Genomic DNA, 17,773 nt, shown 5'->3' with positions numbered 1-17,773 from the left:
CCTCCCGGGCGCGGCGGTGCGGCCCCGGCGGTGGCCCGCGCCGCGGCTGTCGTGGCGCCGGCCGATGCGTCCGGGCATCCCGGGGCGGAGCCGATGCCCCGACGTGCCGAGGTGCCGCCGGCCGCCGATGTCGACCGTCCCGAGGGCGACCAGACCGGCGAGGGTGGTGAGTCGCGCCGCCAGTCGCCAGGTTCCCCGCGGCTGCGTGCCGCCGTGCTGGTGCTGGCCAGCGTCCTCCTGCTCGGTCTTCTCCCCGCGTTCTTCGGGGTGCAGACGATGAACCGGGATCCGGTCTTCGCCTCGCTGGACGAACTGGAGGTGCCGTCCTGGGCCTCGGTCGAACCGGTCGATGACGTCAGCGGCAGCCAGTGGTGCCTGCTCGACTGTCGGTTGCGGGAACGCACCGCCACCTCCGACCGGTCGCCGGACGAGACGGCCCAGGCTTACGAGGCCGCGCTGACTCGCGACGACTGGCAGCGGTGGACGCCCAACTACTGCCCGGAGCAGGAGGAGAAGGGCAGCTACACCTGCTGGCGGCGGGACGAACTCACCCTCGACCTCTGGGTACGGGAACGGACCTGCGTGCCGCCGCCGGTGGACGGCGAGCCCGCGGTGGTGCCGGCTCCCGACCCGTCCACCGCCGCACAGGAGTGCCCCGGATCGTTGGTATCGGTGAAGGTGCGCAACGCGATCGACGACGAGCGAACGCGGCCACAGCCGAGCACCGACCCGTCGCTTACCGGTGAGGATCCCTACCCGACCGTGAACGACGACCCGTTGAGCGACCTGACGCCGTCACCACCGTCCTGAGCCGATCGTCATCACGGACGGTAGGGTCAGGTGCTGGTGGTGACCGGCCTTTGGCCGGGCACCCGACGTTGACGAGGGCGAGACGGTCGCGCGGCTCGGGGCGCTCCGCCCCGACCGCACAGTTTGAGGAGGACTGGCGTGGGCTTTTTGGAGGTCGCGGCGCTGATCGCGGCGATCGCGTTCGCGATGCTGGTGCTGATCCTGATGCTGCCCATCCTGCGTCTGCGACACACCGTGGACGCCACCACCCGCATGATCGACGACCTGAACGACCGGACGGGCCCCCTGCTCGGTGACGTCAACACCACGGTACGCAACGTCAACGTGACGTTGGAGCAGGTGCAGACCTCGCTCGACGGGGTGAACCTCCAACTGGCCAAGGTCGACACGATGACCGGTCACGCGCAGAACGTCAGCGCCAACGTGGCCAACCTGGTCACCGTGGTCTCCGCCGCGGCAGCCAACCCGTTGGTGAAGGTGGCCGCGTTCGGCTACGGCGTGCGCAAGGCCGCCGCCACCCGCCGGCACGCCGAGACCGAGCGCGAGGTGCGGAACACCATCAAGGCTCAGCGGCGCGCCGCCCGGCGCGGAAACCGCTGACCCCGACGGCACCGGAGGTACGAGCATGAGGCGCCTTTTCTGGCTGGGTATCGGGCTGGCCGTCGGTGTCGTGGTGGTGCGCAAGGCGACCCGTGCTGCGCACGCGTACACCCCGGCCGGCATTGCCGACAACCTGTCGCAATCCGCTGGCGGACTGGTCGATGAACTGCGTAGCTTCGTGGCGGACGTACGCGCCGGGATGGCCGAGCGGGAGCACGAGATCCACGAGGCGTTCGCCCAGGGCGAGGCGTTCGACGACCAGTTCGCCGAGCTGCGGGAGGACCCGCGTGTCGGCGACCGAGAGATCTTTCCGGAGGAACACGAGCGATGAAGACGGCGGAGATCAAGCGGCGGTATCTCGCCCACTTCGAGGCGAACGGTCACACCGTGGTGCCGTCCGCTCCGCTGCCCGCCATCAGCGACCCGAACCTGCTGTTCGTCAACGCCGGCATGGTGCAGTTCGTCCCCTACTTCCTGGGGCAGCAGACGCCGCCGTACCGGCGCGCGGTCAGTGTCCAGAAGTGCATCCGTACGCCGGACATCGACGAGGTCGGCAAGACCAGCCGGCACGGGACGTTCTTCCAGATGAACGGCAACTTCTCCTTCGGCGACTACTTCAAGGAGCAGGCGATCCCGCTCGCCTGGGAGCTGGCCACGAAGTCGGTCGAGGCCGGCGGGTTCGGGCTGGATCCGGAGCGGATCTGGGCGACGGTCTACCTCGACGACGACGAGGCGTACGACATCTGGCGTCGTACCGGGGTGCCCGACGAGCGCATCGTGCGCCGGGGCAAGAAGGACAACTTCTGGTCCATGGGCATCCCCGGGCCGTGCGGCCCGTGCTCCGAGCTGTACTACGACCGGGGGCCGGCCTATGGCGCAGAGGGCGGCCCGGAGGTCGACGAGGACCGGTACCTGGAGTTCTGGAACCTCGTGTTCATGCAGTTCGAGCGGGGCCCGGGCACCGACAAGGAGAACTTCCCGATCCTGGGTGAGCTGCCGGCGAAGAACATCGACACCGGCATGGGCCTGGAGCGGATGGCGTCGATTCTGCAGGGCGTCGACAACCTCTACGAGATCGACGAGGTCCGCCCGATCCTGGACCGGGCGGCGGAGCTGACCGGCAAGCGGTACGGCGCGCACTCGGGCCACGCCGCCAACCAGTCGCACCCGGACGACGTGCGGCTGCGGGTGATCGCCGACCATGTGCGTACCGCGCTGATGCTCATCGGTGACGGGGTGACCCCGTCGAACGAGGGTCGCGGGTACGTGCTGCGGCGGATCATGCGGCGGGCGATCCGGTCGGTGCGGCTGCTCGGCTGGCAGGAGCGGGCCCTGCCGGAGCTGCTGCCGGTGGCGCGGGACTGCATGGCCCCGTCGTACCCGGAGCTGGCGGCGGACTTCGACCGGATCTCGGCGTACGCGTACGCCGAGGAGGACGCGTTCCTGGCCACGTTGCGGGCGGGGACGACGATCCTGGACACCGCCATCACCCAGACCCGCAGCGCCGGGGGCGGCGCGCTGTCGGGGGAGCAGGCGTTCCAGCTGCACGACACCTACGGCTTTCCGATCGATCTGACTCTGGAGATCGCCGCCGAGCAGGGGCTCACCGTCGACCAGGAGGGCTTCCGCCGGCTGATGGCCGACCAGCGGGCCCGCGCCAAGGCCGACGCGCAGGCACGCAAGACCGGGCACACCGACCTGTCGGCGTACCGGTCGGTGCTCGACACCGGCGGTCCGGTCACCTTCACCGGCTACACGGAGGTGGCCCGCGAGTCCACGGTCCGCGCGGTGCTCGGCACCGACGGTCCGCGCGCGGCGGCCGTCGAGGGCGACACCGTCGAACTGGTGCTCGACACCACCCCGTTCTACGCCGAGGGCGGCGGACAACAGCCCGACCTCGGGATGATCACGGTGGGTGGTGGCCAGGTCGAGGTCCTCGACGTGCAGCAGCCGGTGCCGGGGCTGATCGTGCACCGCGCCCGGGTGCTGCGCGGCGAGGTGCGGGCCGGGGAGACCGGGTACGCGGAGATCGACACCAGCCGGCGACGGGCGATCTCCCGGTCGCACACCGCCACCCACCTGGTGCACCAGACCATGCGCAACTTCCTCGGTGAGTCCGCCACCCAGGCCGGCTCACTGAACGCCCCGGGTCGACTGCGTTTCGACTTCAACACCGCCACCGGGGTGGCGCCGAGCGTGCTGCGTGACGTGGAACAGCAGGTCAACGAGGTACTGCTGGCCGACCTGGAGGTGCACGCGTTCGTCACCTCGCTGGAGGAGGCGCGACGCATCGGTGCCATGGCGCTGTTCGGCGAGAAGTACGGCGAGCACGTCCGGGTGGTCGAGGTCGGTGACTACGCCCGCGAACTGTGCGGCGGCACCCACGTGGCCCGTTCCGGCCAGCTCGGCCTGGTGAAGATCCTCTCCGAGTCGTCGATCGGTTCCGGCGTACGTCGGGTCGAGGCGCTCGTCGGGATGGACGCGTTCAACTTCCTGGCCCGCGAGCACCTGCTGGTGTCCCGCCTCGCCGAGCTGTACCGCGTCCCCTCCGAGCAGGTCGCCGATCGGGTCGAGCAGACGGTCACCCAGCTGCGCGACGCGGAGAAGGAGCTGGAGAAGCTGCGCGCACAGCTGGTGCTCGGTGGGGCGGCGGCGCTCGTCGCCCAGGCCAAGGACGTGCACGGGGTCGCCTACGTGGGCACCGAGGCGCCCGAGGGGGCGGCGGGCAACGACGTCCGTACCCTCGCCCAGGAGATCCGGGGCCGGATCGACGCGTCCCGGCCGGGAGTGGTCACGGTGGCCGCCCGGGCCAACGGCAAGGCGTCGCTGGTGGTGGCGGTGAACCAGGCCGCCCGAAGCCGGGGCATCGCGGCGAACGAACTGGTCAAGGCAGCGTTCTCCGGCCGTGGCGGCGGCAGTCCCGAGCTGGCGCAGGGCGGCGGGCTGCCCGAGTCGGAGGTGCCCCGGCTGTTGCTCACGGTCGAGCGGGCGCTTGCCGACACGTGAGTCGTCAGCGCAACGTGTCAGGGCGGGCCGGCTCGGTCCGCCCTGACGCCTTTGTCGGGGGAGGTGACGCGGCGTGAGCGAACCGATCCGTGGAGTACGGCTCGGAGTGGACGTCGGGCAGGTCCGGATCGGGATCTCCCGGTCCGATCCGCACGGGGTTCTGGCCACCCCGCTGGTCACCCTCGCACGGGAGCAGAACCCCAGGTCAGGTGCGGTGCCGTCGGACGTCGCCGAACTCGCCGCGCTGGTCGCCGAGCATCAGGCCGCCGAGGTGGTGGTCGGCCTTCCGGTCAACCTGGCCGGCAAGCATGGCCCGGCGGCGGAGCACGTGAAGGCGTACGCTCGACAACTGGCCGGTGTGATAACTCCTGTCCCGGTGACGCTTACCGACGAGAGGATGTCCACGGTCGTGGCGAGCCGTAGGCTTGCCGAGCGCGGTGTCCGAGGAAAGCGACAACGGGCGGTGGTCGACCAGGCCGCCGCGGTGGAAATTCTGCAGAGCTGGCTGGATGCGCAGCGGAGGCGGACGCAATGATGGACGATCTGGACCTCGGGTTCGACGAGCAGGAGCGGGGGGATAAGGGCAAGCACCGCCGGGGCCGCCGTAAGGGCGGCCGGTCCGGTGGCGGGCGGGGCAAGACCGCGCTGGCCCTGCTGCTGGCTGTGGTGCTGCTCGGCGCCATCGGTGGAGGTGCCTTCTACGGCTTCGACCGGATCCAGAGCCGCTTCGTCACCGCGGACTACGACGGGGGCGGCACCGAGGAGGTGACCGTCCAGATCCCGCAGGGCGCGTTCCTCGCCGACATGGCCGTGGCGCTCTACGACGCCGGTGTGATCAAGAGCACCAAGGCGTTCATCGAGGCGGCCGACGACAACTCCCGCAGCCGCAACATCCAGCCCGGCACGTACACGCTGCGTAAGCAGATGAGCGGTGAGTCGGCCCTGGCCGCGATGCTCGACCCGAAGAACCGGGTGGTCGACGGGCTCACCATCCCCGAGGGGCGGACCGCGAAGAACATCTTCAAGCTGCTCAGCAAGCACACCGACATCCCGGTCAAGGAGTTCGAGACCGCCGCGAAGGACCCGGAGAAGCTCGGCGTGCCGGACTGGTGGTTCAAGCGGACGGACGGCAAGAAGCCCAAGAAGTCGATCGAGGGTTTCCTCTTCCCCGACACCTACGAGATCCCGCCGGACTCCACCGCCGAGGAGATCCTGGGGCAGATGGTCGACCACTTCCTCACCGTCACCGGTGAGATGGAGTTCGCCGACCGGGTGCAGAAGGAGCGCGGCGGGATCAGCCCGTACGAGGCGCTGATCGTGGCGTCGCTGGCCCAGGCCGAGGCCGGCACCAAGAAGGATCTCGGCAAGGTCGCCCGGGTCGCCTACAACCGGGTGTACCGGGGCAACTTCGACTGCGGCTGCCTGGAGATGGACGTCACCGTGAACTACTACTTCGAACTCACCGGCCAGGAGGCGAAGACCTCCGGGCAGATGACGGCGAGCGACCTCGACAACCCGAAGAACCCGTACAACCGCAAGCTGCAGGGCATGATCCCCACCCCGATCAACAATCCGGGTAAGGAGGCCCTGAAGGGGGCGATGGACCCGCCGCCCGAAGACTGGCTCTTCTTCGTGGCGATCGACAAGCAGGGCAACTCCGCCTTCACCAGCGACTACAACGAGCACCTGCGCAACATCGACAAAGCCAAGGAGGCCGGCGTCCTCTGACCGGCCCCTGCGGGCCCGCGGGTCAGGACAGGTCGACGGCGGCTGTGGTGTCGGCGGCATCGATGGTGAAGCGGGCGGTGCGGTCTGCGGCGCTGACGGTGTAGTCACCGAGGAAACCGGCGATGGTGAGGGTGCCGTCCGCTCCGGTGCGCATCGTGGTCGGCGGCAGCCACCACTCGCCCTTGACCAGGGCTGCCAGGGCGTCGAACGCCGGCTTCGGGCTGCCGTCGGCGCGGACCAGTCCGGCGGGCGCGCCGAGCCAGGCGCCCCGGTCGGTGAGCCCCCAGTAGTTGACCGACTGGACCGCCGGGTGGGCGAGCAGCGAACGGTAGTGCCGAACGATCTCCTCGGCCTGCCGCGCCTCGCCCTCCGGCGTGCTCGGCCAGTGCGGGATCTGGTAGTCGTTCAGGTCCTCGATCTCGGGCGGCATCAGGTGCCCGGAGACCAGGGTGGTCTCGGTCAGGTGCAGCGGCAACTCGTACCGGGCGAACCGGTCGAGCATCTGCTGCATGTACTCCTCGCCCCGGTACCCCTGGTGCATGTGGGTCTGCAGGCCGATCGCGTCGATGCGGACGCCGGCTTCGAGGACTCCCTCGATGAGGCATTCGTACGCCGCGCTGAGGTCGAAGTCGTTGAGCACCAGGGTGGCCGCCGGGTTGGCCGCCCGAGCCTCCTCGAACGCCAACCGCACCAGGTGGATGCGTCCGCGTGCCCGGGCCAGCGGGGTGATCGCGTTGTCGCCGTTGTCGAAGACGGGCATGATGACCGCCTCGTTTATCGCGTCCCAGGTGTCGATCAGGCCGGCGAATCCACCGGCCAGGTCTCGGACGCGGGCCCGCAGCAGCCCTTCGACCTCATCGAGGTCCAGATCGAGCAGCCACGACGGCTGCACGGTGTGCCAGACCAGCGGATGACCCTTGACGGTGACGCCCCGTTCGGCCAGCCATCGCGCCGTGGCGGTGAGGCGTTCGGTGTCGGGCGCGCCGCGCCGCGGCTCGTAGCGACCCCAGTAGAACGGCAGGGTCGCGGTGTTGAACAGGTTCAGCCACAGCTCACCCAGGCGGTCCAGATCCAGGTGGTCGGTCCCACCGAGGCTTTCGACGTCTGTGGTCTCCGTCAGGCCGGGGCCGCCCACCAGGTTGACGAAGTCGAAACCGATGTTCCCGAAGGCGAAGGCGTGCCGGTCCTGGGCGACAGTCACCGCCTGGTCGGCGAGCGGCTGCCGGTCGGCGCCTCGGACGGTGAGGGTGATCTCGCCCTTGCGGTGCCGCAGACTGCTGTCAGACATTGTTGGATGTTAGGCGACAGGTGCGCGTGCTGCTGAGGAGCGATGGTGGCTGAGCCAGGGAACGCGGCTTCGGGGCGTGCGGCGTCGGGGCGTGCGGCGTCAGCGATCGAGGCGTCGGTGCACGGGACAGCGGCGCACCGGGCGGCGGTGCTGGGCAAGCCGATCGCCCATTCGCTCTCCCCGGTGATCCACAATGCCGGGTACGCCGCCGCCGGGTTGACCGGGTGGTCGTACACCCGGATCGAGTGCGCGGCGGCGGAGCTGCCGGCCCTGGTCGCCGGCCTCGGCCCGGAGTGGGCCGGGCTGTCGGTGACCATGCCGGGCAAGGAGGCGGCGCTCGCGGTGGCCGCCGAGGTCTCGCCGGTAGCCGCCGCCGTGGGTGCGGCAAACACGTTGGTACGCCGAAACGACGGCTCCTGGTACGCCGACAACACCGACGTCAGCGGCATGGTCGAGGTGCTGACCGAGGCGGGCGTACGCCCGGGTGCCACCGTCACCGTGCTCGGCGCGGGCGGTACCGCGCGGGCGGCCCTCGCGTCGGCGGCCCGGTTGCGCGCGGCCGGGGTTACCGTGATCGCCCGCCGTCCGGCGGCGGTCGCCGAACTGGAACCGGTCGCCGCCGCCCTCGGCGTGGCGATGACCAGCGCACCGTGGCCGGATGTGTCGCGTGCCGAGGCGTCGGTGCTGGCCGGCGTCGACGTGCTGATCTCCACCGTGCCGAAGGGGGCCGCCGACGAACTGGCCGGCAGGGTGCCCTGGCGAGCCGGCACGGTCGTCTTCGACGCGATCTACGACCCGTGGCCCACCCCGCTGGCCGCCGCCGCCGAGGCCGCCGGCTGCCGGATCGTCTCCGGCCTCGACCTGCTGCTGGCCCAGGCGATCGGCCAGTTCGAGCAGTTCACCAACACACCCGCCCCCCGCTCCGCAATGGCCGCCGCCCTCACCACCGCCACCCGCGCCGGTACCTGATCCTCTGCCCGCCCGGCGGCCCTATGCGGCCACGCTCAAGGTGACGGTCCCCAACGCGGCGCCGCCCGCCGCCCGCCGCCACCCCGCTAACCAACTCCGTTGATCATGAGGTTAGCGGCGAATATGGAGATCAACCTTGCCGCTAACCTCATGATCAACGGAGTTGGGCGAGGTGGGTGGGGTGGGGTGGGGGTGGGGGTGTCTTAGGTAAGGTTTAAGACGCGCTTAGGTCCTGTCGTCATTCGCACGCTCCGTTGTGTACCCGGATACGCTGCTCAGCGTTATCGTCGAAGACACGAGGAGTATCCGTGACCAGTCGCGGACTGCACCGCATGATCCCGCGCCGTGGCGGCCAGCGTAAGGCCGTGATGCTCGGCGTCATCGGCACCACTGTGGTAGTGGGGATCGGCGCGACCATGGTGCCGCTGCTCGCCGATGACGGCCTGTCGATATCGGTGGTGGCCGACACCACCGCCACGGCGGTGCCGCAGGACGGTGACAACAGCGTCAAGACGACGCTCGCGACGTGCCCCGCACCCTGCGACGGCAACCCCCGTGGCTCCCGCGAGGCGGTGCTGACCTTCCTGGTCACCAAGCTGCCGGCGAACGCGATGAACGTGCGGGCCACGCTGCGGGTGCACGCCTGGCGGAAGTTCCAGGCGACGGTCACCGCGCACGAGTCCCAACTCGACGCCCGGGCGGCCCGTCCGGTGCCGACGCCGCTGGGCGCGGCGCTGGACACGGTCACCGGCGTCGCCAAGGGCGTCAACGAATGGGACGTCTCGGGCCTGGTCAACGGCAACGGCATCTGGACCCTGTCGCTGGCGCAGACCGGGTTGGACACCCGCATTTACTGGGCTTCCGGCGAGAACCGCAACCCCGACCTGCGTCCGAGCCTGACGATCAGCTATGACGGCGTGGGTATCCGACCGCCGTCCGCCTCACCCAGCGCCGCGCCGACGCCGACGCCGACGGCCACCGCCAGCCGTCCCCCGGCCTCGCCGACCGCCTCGCCCAGCGTGAGCCCGTCGCCCGCCCGGCCCAGCCCCACCACACCGCCGCCGTCGAAGCCGGGCAAGTGCGGGACGGTCTCGGCGAAGCTGATCCCCGGCTGCGGTGCCTGGTGGGGGATGTACTCGCCGACGAACGCCGCCGCCGGATGGGATCACGGCAAGGCCGTCACCGACGTGGAGAAGCAGGTGGGGCGGAAGTTCGACATCGTCCACCGCTATCACGACTTCTCGAACACCGGCAGCAACGGCGCCTTCCCCGACGAGTTCCAGCAGCGACAGATGCGCGAGGGAAGGCTCATGTTCTTCGCCTGGGAGAGTCGGGTCTTCTCCTCGGGTGCGGTGCTGACCTGGAAGGACGTTTACAGCGGGCGGTACGACGCGACAATCGACGCGGTCGCCGGGCGGATCCGGGCGATCGGCCAGCCGGTCTTCATCGGGTTCGACCACGAGCCGGAGGACGAGCCGGCCAAGGGTAGCGACGCCGACTTCGTCCGGGCCTGGCGGTACGTGCACGACCGGTTCGCCGACGCCAAGGCCGACAACGCCGTCTGGGTGTGGACGATGATGGGCTGGTCCGGTCACTACGACCGCTACGCCGGGCTCTATCCCGGTGACCGTTATGTCGACTGGGTGGCCTGGGATCCGTACAACTTCCACGTCTGCAACGGCAGCACGGTCTGGAAGAGCCCCAGCACCACTGTCGGCTCCTTCTACCGGTGGCTCGACCAGAACGGCATCGGTGCGGGCAAGCCCCGGATGCTGGCCGAGTTCGGCACCAACATGAACGCCGCAGATCCGAACGCCAAGCGACGCTGGTTCGAGGAGTTCCCGGCGGCGCTGAAGGCCCATCCGAAGATCAAGGCGGCGGTCTACTTCAACTCGGCAGGCATGACGAAGACCACCAGCACCTGCAACATGATGATGAATCAGAACGCGTCGGCGGTGGCCGGGTTCGCCGCCGCAGGACGGGACAGCTACCTGCGGCAGCCGACGGGAGGAAGTCGCTGAATCGAGGTGAGCTGAGCCGCGGAAGCGGGCCGCCACGGCGATTGTCGGAAATCCGACCGTCGCCGAGGTTGTCCGCTTCCTGATCCACCGTCCGCCCAATCGGCGGATGCCGCCCTCCGGCGTGGAGCGGGCACGCTACGTGCATTCTCGTCCACTCTGGAGGCGTAGCGTGCCCAGATACTCCTTGTCGTGGCGTTCCGCCCGTCGGCTTCGATTCCGGGCTGCGGCCGTCGCGTTGGTGACCGTCGCGGCCGTGCTGGTCGTGCCCACCGTGGCGGCCGCGGCCGTGGTGCCGGTACCCGAGCCGGCCACCCTGGTGTCGACCGATCCGGCCGACCAGACCCCGCACGCCCGCAACGGCGAGGCTCGCGCCTTCGCCGAGATCGGCGACACGGTCTACGTGGGAGGAAGTTTCACGCAAATCCGGCAGACGGCAAGCTCTGCCTGGATCGCCCGCAGCTATCTCTTCGCGTACGACCGCACCACCGGGACGATCTCGACGACCTTCCTGCCGGTGCTCGACGGCGCGGTCAACTCGCTCATGGTCGGCCCGGGCGGCACGCTGATCGTCGGTGGGGCCTTCAAGAACGTCAACGGCGTGTCCCGCAAGAACCTGGTCGCGCTCGAACCCTCGACCGGGATGATCATTGACAGCTGGGCCGGGCGATCCGACGGCGGCACCGTGCGTGACCTGGTGCTGCACGGCAACTGGCTCTACGTGGCCGGGGCCTTCAACTGGCTCAACGGCACCGCGCACTCCGGGCTCGGCCGGTTGGACGCGACGACCGGCGAGATCGATCCGACCTTCGAGATCAACACCAGCGTCGGCCGGCACGACACCAGCATGTACGCCTGGACCATCGACGTCTCCCCGGACGGCGGCACGCTCGTCGTCGGCGGCAACTTCCTCTACGTCAACGAGCTGTCGCGAAACCAGATCGCGCTGGTCGACCTGACGGGCACCCCGAGCGTCATCGACTGGAGTTCGGAGCGGTTCGTCGCGCCGTGCGCCAACCCGACGACGTTCGTGCACTACGTGCAGGACGTTCGCTTCGGCGGCGACGGCACCTGGTTCGTCGTCGGCACCAACGGCGGGAGGGGCTGGCCGAGCGCCTACTGCGACGCCCTGGTCCGCTTCGAGACCGCCAGCCGGGGGCCCAGCCAGGTCGCCACCTGGGTGAACTTCACCGGTAACGACACCATCACCTCGGTCGAGGTGGCCGACAACATGATCTACCTCGGCGGGCACTTCCGCTGGCTGAACAACCCGAACGCCAGCGACCGGGCCGGCAACGGTGCCATCGACCGGCTGGGCATCGCCGCGGTCACCCCGGCCACCGGCATGCCGGTGAACTGGAACCCGCGCCGCAGCGGCGGCTCCGACCTGCCCTCCGGCGCCAGCTCCTGGGGATCGGCGGTGCCGGTGCTGTGGCGGGGCACCGCCGGACTCTACTTCGGACACAACTCGGACGGCATGGGCAACGAGTACCACGGCCGGCTCGGCGTGTTCCCGATCAGCGGTGGGCGCACGATCATCCCGAAGAACCCGCCCACCGGGAGCAACGGGCACCTCCACCTGAACGTCGGTCCCGGTGAGGTGGCCAGGGTGCCGTTCGACGGCGCCGCCCTGGACACCGCCGACACCACCGTCGCCAGCCAGCCGGACTACACCGACGCGGGCGCGACCTGGCTGGTCGACGACCGGATCTACTGGTCCCACGTGGTCGCCGAGACACCGACCGGCAGCCGGATCGACATCTCGCTGTTCAACGGCTCGACGATCGGTGGGCCGTGGGAGGCGTCCGGCTACAACGACTGGTACAACCCGGCGCTGTTGACCGGCGCGTTCTATCTCGACGGCCGGCTCTACTACACCCGCAGCGGTGCCAACAACCTCTACTACCGCTACTTCGAGATCGACGGCAGTTACCTGGGCGCCACCGAGTTCGCCCTGCCCACCACAGGTGTGACCTGGTCCGGGGTGCGCGGCATGGCCTGGGTGGACGGAAAGATCGTCCACGGGGCGACCGACGGGTCGCTGCGCAGCGTGGCCTTCGACCCGACCATGGCGGCCACCGCCGCGGTCAACGGCGCGGAGTCGACGCTCGTCGCGGAGGCGACGCCGGAGCTGACCTGGTCGACCGCGTCGATGTTCTTTTCGGTGCCCTAGCGTTCACCGTTCGTAACGAATCCTCGGTAGTTTGTTCACCTCGGGTCGGCGCGGGGCAACCCGCCGCCGACCCGAGAAAGGTGGGGAGGCTCGTTGTCCGGCATCCGACGTGGACTCGTCGTGCGTACCGTCTTCGCGGTCAAGCGTGGCTGGTATCGGCTGCGCTACCCGCGTCTGCGACTGGGCGCGGGGGTGGAGATCCGTGGCCGGCTCCGGCTGCGTCGCGGTGTCCGGGTCAGCATCGGTGCGCACACCCGCGTGAACAAGCTGGTCCGCTTCGCCGGCCCCGGTGAGGTACGCGTCGGCGCCGACTGTCTGCTCAACGCGACCTGGATCGGCACCTGGACCTCGGTGACCATCGGCGACCGGTGCCTGCTGTCGGACTGCGAACTGCTCGACAACGACTTCCACAACCTGGCCCCCGAGCGCCGTCACGACCCGCCCACGGCGGCCACCCGAGCGCCGATCACCGTCGAGGACAACGTGTGGATCGGCGCGCACGCGCTGGTGATGAAGGGGGTGCGGATCGGCCGGGACAGCGTCGTGGGTGCCGCGACGGTGGTCCGGGCCGACGTCCCGCCGGGGGTCGTGGTGATCGGCAATCCACAACAGATAGCGAAGAAGTTCCATGACTGATGCCGCGCCCAGCCCCTGGACCGGAGACGGCCCGACCACCGCTTCGACGTCCCGCAGCGTCACCATCGCCGACGTGGTGCGGGTACCGCTGCACCGGATCCGGTTGGTCGCGGCGGTGGCCCTCTGTGGACTGCTCGCCGCGGTCGGCTACGTGCTGGTGGCACCGGCCTCGGTGACGGCGAGCGCGGTGGTGGCGGTCCGGCCGGTGGTCACCGACGCCTTCACGCCCAGCGGCGCCGCCGCCGACCGGGCGGTGAACATGAACGTGGAGAGCGGGATCGCCACCGGCACCGAGGTCGTCGGGAAGCTGGCCGCGACCTTCGACTCGGACCAGCGCACGGTACGTGACGCCCTTGAGGTCGAGGTGCCCACCGGTGGCCAGATCCTGCGCTTCATCTACCAGGCCGGCGACGCCGAACGAGCGGTGGCGGGCGCCAACCTGGCCGCGCAGAGCTACCTGGAGATCCGGCGCGGGATGTACGAGAAGCAGCGCGCGGAGATGCTGAACTCGTACGACGAGAGCATCAAGAAGATCATCACCCAGCGCAACACCGTGCAGCGCCGGATCACCAACGCCCGGGACGCCTCCGCCGCCGAAGCCGCCGTCGCCGAACTCGGGGGCATCAACAACCAGCTCACCCAGCTCAGCTCCGCCCGGACGGAGATCGCGGCGGTCGACGTGAACCCGGGCTGGGTCACCCGCAGCGCCGAGCAGGCGTTGGCCACCACCGCCGGCAGCTCGTCGATGCTGCTCGCCGGTGGGCTGCTCGGTGGGACCGTGATCGGGCTGGTGCTCGCCTTCCTGTGGGAGTCGGCCGACCGGCGCATCCGCAGCGTGGCCGATGCGCGGGACAACACCGGACTGCCGCTGCTGGGCACCGTCCGCCGCGCCCGGCTACGCGACCGGGCGGTCGACGCCGACATCCGCTACGTGGCGATGGCCATCGCCGAGCGGGTACGCGAGCCTGCCCGGGTCGCCGTGGTGACCGCCCGGGAGGACGCCACCTCGATCACCGCCGGGCTCGCGGTCGCCCTCGCCGTGGCCGGGCGGGAGGTGTTCGTGGCCGACGACAGCGGCCGGATCGACCGGCTGCGGGCCACGGTGCTCACCGACCGGGGCCGGTTGCCGGCGGCCATCGATCCGTCCCGGCCCGCCGTACCCAAGCCCCGCACCGCCCCCACGGACACCGATGACGGTCCCGCCGAGGTCATCGCCCGACGTCCCTCCCCACATCCGATCGGCGCCCGACCCTCGACCGACCCGGAGGCCACCCTCACCCTGCCCCGGGTCGCCAAGACTGCCAGCCGTACCGACAACGGACGGGCGAGTGACGACGAGCCGGTGGCGGTGGGTGCCGGCACCGTGCGGTTCGGCACCTGGCGGCTGGGCGCCGACCAGCGTCTCGTGCTCTACAACGCTCCGCCCGCCGAGGCTGACGAGCGGGGCGTGGCGGTGGCCCGGCAGGGCACCGCCGTGGTCGTCGTCGAACGGGACCGCACCCGGCAGGCCGACCTGCGGCGGCTCGCCGAGCGGCTGCGGGCGGCCGGGGTCAACCCGCTCGGGTTCGTGCTGTGCCGCAGCGGGCGGAGCTGAGGCGTGCCGGTCACCCGCGCCCCGGCGACCACCGAGCCGCCCCTACCGGCCGGCGCCGCCACCCGACCCCCGCCGGTCATGCCGCCCCGCCTGCCGCTGTGGCCGTTGGCGGCGATGTTCGGGCTGGTCCCGCTCTGGTGGGTGGCCGGCACCTTCTACCTCGGCTGGCCGCTGCTGGGTGCCCTGCTGTTCACCCTGCTGGCCACCCGGGGCCGGGTGCCGCTGCCGCCCGCCGTGGGGATCTGGCTGCTGTTCCTGGCCCTCGTGGTGGCCAGCGCGACCCAGCTGGCGTCCCCGACCTCGTTGCCGACCTTCGTGCTGCGGCTGGCGTTCTACCTGACCGCGCTGGTCGTCGCGGTCTACGTCTACACCGTCGCCCGGGAGCGTCCCGACCAGGCGGCCGTGCTGGTGCCGCTGTGCGCGTTCTGGTTCGGGCTGGTCGCCCTGGGGTGGCTTGGGGTGCTGGTGCCGCGCCTGGAACTGACCACGCCGGTCGAGGCGCTGCTGCCGCCGGGTGTGTCCCAGGTGCCGTTCATCAGCGACATGGTCCACCTGACCACCGCGGAATACAGCGCCCGGTCACTCAACCCGATCTACCGGCCGGCGGCCCCGTACGCGTACACCAACAACTATGGCAGCGCGTACGCGATAACGTTGCCGTGCGTGGTCGCGTACACCATGTTGCGTCGGCGCGGCCTGCTGCGCTGGGCGTTGCTGGCGTCGCTGCCGGTGTCGCTGGTCCCGGCGTTCCTCACGCTCAACCGGGCGATGTTCCTCAGCCTCGGTGTGGGCCTGGCCGTGCTCGGGGTGCGAGCGGCGCTGCGCGGCAACACCCGGGTGGCCGCCTCCATCGGCGGCATGGCGGTGCTCGGTGGCATGGCCAGTCTGTTCATCCCGGTCGCCGAGCTGATCGGTAATCGGGTCGAGTCCAGCGACACCAACACCGACCGGCTGTCGCTCTACAGCGAGGTGCTGCGCCGGGTGGGTGACTCGCCCTGGCTGGGCTACGGCGCGCCGATGGAGGTGGACACCGTGACCGCCGACGCGCCGATCGGCACCCAGGGGCAGTTGTGGATGGTGTTGTTCAGTCATGGCGTGCCGGCCCTGCTGTGCTTCCTGGCCTGGTTCGTCGCCGCCGCGCTGATCTGCGCCCGGGCCACCTCGGCGGCCGGTCAGTGGCTCTCCGTCGTCCCGGTGATCTGCCTGGTACAGGTGCCCTTCTACGGAATGGCCAACCAGAACCTCGCGGTGGCCTTCTTCGCGGTGGCCTTCGCGCTCGCGCTTCGCGAACGCGAACGCCGCACCCCGTCTCGCGGGATGCCGCGGCAGACGGTGGTGATGCGGGCATGACGGCGACCACCAGCCCACCGACGGGAGACGGCCCCGGGGGTACGCCGAGCACCCTCGCGCCGGTGGACGGCGCGGCCGAGACCCGGCGCAGCACCCGCAGCGGCGTGGCCGGGCTGCTCGGCGCGGCGACCAGCGGGCTGTTCGGCTTCGTGCTCGCGGTCGTCATCACCCGTGGCTACGGCACCACCGGAGCGGGCGCGTTCTTCGCCGCGATCGGCGTGGTGACAGTCGCCGCCGCGATCTGCACCCTCGGCGCGGAGACCGGTCTGATCTGGGCGCTGCCCCGGCGGCGGGCCGGCGACGGCGCCCGGGTGCTGCCGGTCGCCCTGACCCCACCGTTGCTGTTCGCCGTGCTGGTCGCGGTGGGTGGCGCGGTTGTCGCCGGGCCGCTCGCCGGCCGACTGCTGGGCCCGGCGGGTGGCCCACTGTTGGTGGTGACCTTCGCGGCGGTACCCGTGGTGGTCGCGATGAACCTGCTGCTGGCCGTCGTGCGCTGCGTACGTCCGATGCGGTCCTACGTCTCGGTGCAGTTCCTGCTGCTGCCGATCGCCCGTCCGCTGCTGGTCGGTGCGGCAGTGCTCGCCGGTGGGGGGCTGCTGGCGGGGATGACCGGCTGGCTGGTGCCCGCCGCCGTGGCGCTGCTGGTGTGCCTGATCCTGGTGGCCGGGCCGCTCGGGATCGGCGCGGGTGCCCGGCTGCGCCCGCAACCCGGTGACTGGTCCACGTTCTGGCGGTTCGCGCTGCCCCGAGCCGCCTCGGCGGCGATCGACGCGGGCAGCATGTGGATCGGCGTGCTGCTCACCTCGGCCATGGCTGGCCCGGCCGACGCCGGTGTCTTCGGGGCCGTCGGCCGCTACGTCCTCGCCGGCCAACTTGCCATGCAGGGGCTGCGGGTGGCCGTCGCCCCGCAACTGTCCCGGCTGCTGGGCCGGGGGGAGCGGGCCGCCGCCGCGGCCGTGCACCGGCAGTTGACCGGCTGGGGGCTGGTGCTCTCCTGGCCGGTGTACCTGCTGCTCGCCGCCTTCGCACCGGCGTTCCTGGCGCTGTTCGGCCCCGAGTTCACCGCCGGCGCTGCCGCGATGACGGTGCTCGCCGTGGCGATGCTGGTCAACACCGGGGTCGGCAACGTGCAGAGCCTGCTGCTGATGGGCGGGCGCAGCGGCCTGCACCTGGCCGCGGCGCTGGCCGGGCTGCTGGTCACCGTCGGCGGCGGGCTGGCGCTGATCCCCGCCCACGGGGCGACCGGCGCGGCGATCGCCTGGGCCGCCGGCATCGTGACCGAGAACCTCTGCGCGGCCACCTTCGCCCGGCTGGTGGTGCGCCAACCCCTGGTGGACGCCCGGATGCTGGTCGCGGCGGCGGTCACCGTGGCCGGGGTCGGGCTGGCGGCGGTGGCCGGGCTGGCCGTGGCCGGCAGAGGCATCGCCGGACTGGCGCTCGCGGTGGCCACGCTCGCCACCGTCTGCGTCGGCTTGTTGACGTTGCCCCGGGTGCGACGCGGCATCCGGGTGACCATGGTGCAGATCCGTGGGGGGGGGGGGGGGGGGGGGGGGGCCGGGCCCGCGCCGCGCGGCGCGGGGCGGCGGGGGGGGCGCTGCGTG

At 71.0% G+C, this 17,773-nt stretch carries 14 protein-coding genes; 13 read left to right on the top strand and 1 reads right to left on the bottom strand.

All coding sequences use genetic code 11. The features are described 5' to 3' along the window. Window positions 1-93: 93 nt before the first annotated feature. The 6 genes from AC2CHE_RS24365 to mltG all read left to right on the top strand — a co-directional run bounded on the left by AC2CHE_RS24365 (window position 94) and on the right by mltG (window position 6,144). Window positions 94-810, top strand: a complete 717-nt coding sequence (locus AC2CHE_RS24365) for a hypothetical protein (RefSeq protein WP_484507180.1) — start codon at window positions 94-96, stop codon at window positions 808-810. Between the two features lie 138 nt (window positions 811-948). Further along, window positions 949-1,410 (top strand): DUF948 domain-containing protein, encoded by a 462-nt coding sequence (locus tag AC2CHE_RS24360; RefSeq protein ID WP_484507176.1) that lies wholly within the window; start codon window positions 949-951, stop codon window positions 1,408-1,410. Window positions 1,411-1,435: 25 nt separating this feature from the next. After that, window positions 1,436-1,741: a hypothetical protein gene (locus AC2CHE_RS24355; RefSeq protein ID WP_484507175.1), complete on the top strand. Its 306-nt coding sequence runs from the start codon at window positions 1,436-1,438 to the stop codon at window positions 1,739-1,741. Next, complete coding sequence (gene alaS, locus AC2CHE_RS24350; protein WP_484507174.1) at window positions 1,738-4,416, top strand: alanine--tRNA ligase; 2,679 nt, start codon at window positions 1,738-1,740, stop codon at window positions 4,414-4,416. Before AC2CHE_RS24355 ends, alaS begins: the two co-directional genes overlap by 4 nt. A 73-nt stretch (window positions 4,417-4,489) precedes the next feature. Continuing rightward, the gene (gene ruvX / locus AC2CHE_RS24345) at window positions 4,490-4,951 is read left to right on the top strand and encodes a Holliday junction resolvase RuvX (RefSeq protein ID WP_484507173.1); all 462 of its coding nucleotides are present in this window, start codon (window positions 4,490-4,492) and stop codon (window positions 4,949-4,951) included. After that, the gene (gene mltG / locus AC2CHE_RS24340) at window positions 4,948-6,144 is read left to right on the top strand and encodes an endolytic transglycosylase MltG (protein WP_484507172.1); all 1,197 of its coding nucleotides are present in this window, start codon (window positions 4,948-4,950) and stop codon (window positions 6,142-6,144) included. Before ruvX ends, mltG begins: the two co-directional genes overlap by 4 nt. Before the next feature lie 22 nt (window positions 6,145-6,166). On the opposite strand, the gene AC2CHE_RS24335 is transcribed toward mltG, so the two are convergent. After that, window positions 6,167-7,432 carry an endo-1,4-beta-xylanase gene (locus AC2CHE_RS24335; protein ID WP_484507171.1) on the bottom strand — a complete coding sequence of 422 codons (1,266 nt, stop codon included), beginning with the start codon at window positions 7,430-7,432 and terminating at the stop codon, window positions 6,167-6,169. A gap of 117 nt (window positions 7,433-7,549) precedes the next feature. Between AC2CHE_RS24335 and AC2CHE_RS24330 the strand changes: the two genes are divergently transcribed. The 7 genes from AC2CHE_RS24330 to AC2CHE_RS24300 all read left to right on the top strand — a co-directional run. Beyond that, the gene (locus AC2CHE_RS24330; protein WP_484507179.1) at window positions 7,550-8,401 is read left to right on the top strand and encodes a shikimate dehydrogenase; all 852 of its coding nucleotides are present in this window, start codon (window positions 7,550-7,552) and stop codon (window positions 8,399-8,401) included. A gap of 308 nt (window positions 8,402-8,709) precedes the next feature. Continuing rightward, complete coding sequence (locus tag AC2CHE_RS24325) at window positions 8,710-10,422, top strand: glycosyl hydrolase (protein ID WP_484507170.1); 1,713 nt, start codon at window positions 8,710-8,712, stop codon at window positions 10,420-10,422. Between the two features lie 184 nt (window positions 10,423-10,606). Next, window positions 10,607-12,592: a hypothetical protein gene (locus AC2CHE_RS24320; RefSeq protein ID WP_484507178.1), complete on the top strand. Its 1,986-nt coding sequence runs from the start codon at window positions 10,607-10,609 to the stop codon at window positions 12,590-12,592. A gap of 93 nt (window positions 12,593-12,685) precedes the next feature. Continuing rightward, window positions 12,686-13,228 carry an acyltransferase gene (locus AC2CHE_RS24315; RefSeq protein WP_484507169.1) on the top strand — a complete coding sequence of 181 codons (543 nt, stop codon included), beginning with the start codon at window positions 12,686-12,688 and terminating at the stop codon, window positions 13,226-13,228. Next, window positions 13,221-14,822, top strand: a complete 1,602-nt coding sequence (locus AC2CHE_RS24310; protein WP_484507168.1) for a GumC domain-containing protein — start codon at window positions 13,221-13,223, stop codon at window positions 14,820-14,822. Before AC2CHE_RS24315 ends, AC2CHE_RS24310 begins: the two co-directional genes overlap by 8 nt. 78 nt (window positions 14,823-14,900) lie before the next feature. After that, window positions 14,901-16,172: an O-antigen ligase family protein gene (locus AC2CHE_RS24305; protein WP_484507177.1), complete on the top strand. Its 1,272-nt coding sequence runs from the start codon at window positions 14,901-14,903 to the stop codon at window positions 16,170-16,172. Next, on the top strand, window positions 16,169-17,773 hold a 1,605-nt coding region (locus AC2CHE_RS24300), incomplete at its 3' end, for a lipopolysaccharide biosynthesis protein (protein WP_484507167.1). The genes AC2CHE_RS24305 and AC2CHE_RS24300, both read left to right, overlap by 4 nt.

The organism is Micromonospora sp. ATLC16 (assembly GCF_057196645.1).
The sequence above is the reverse complement of the archived record's forward strand: the minus strand, read 5'-3'. Positions and strand labels throughout refer to the sequence as shown.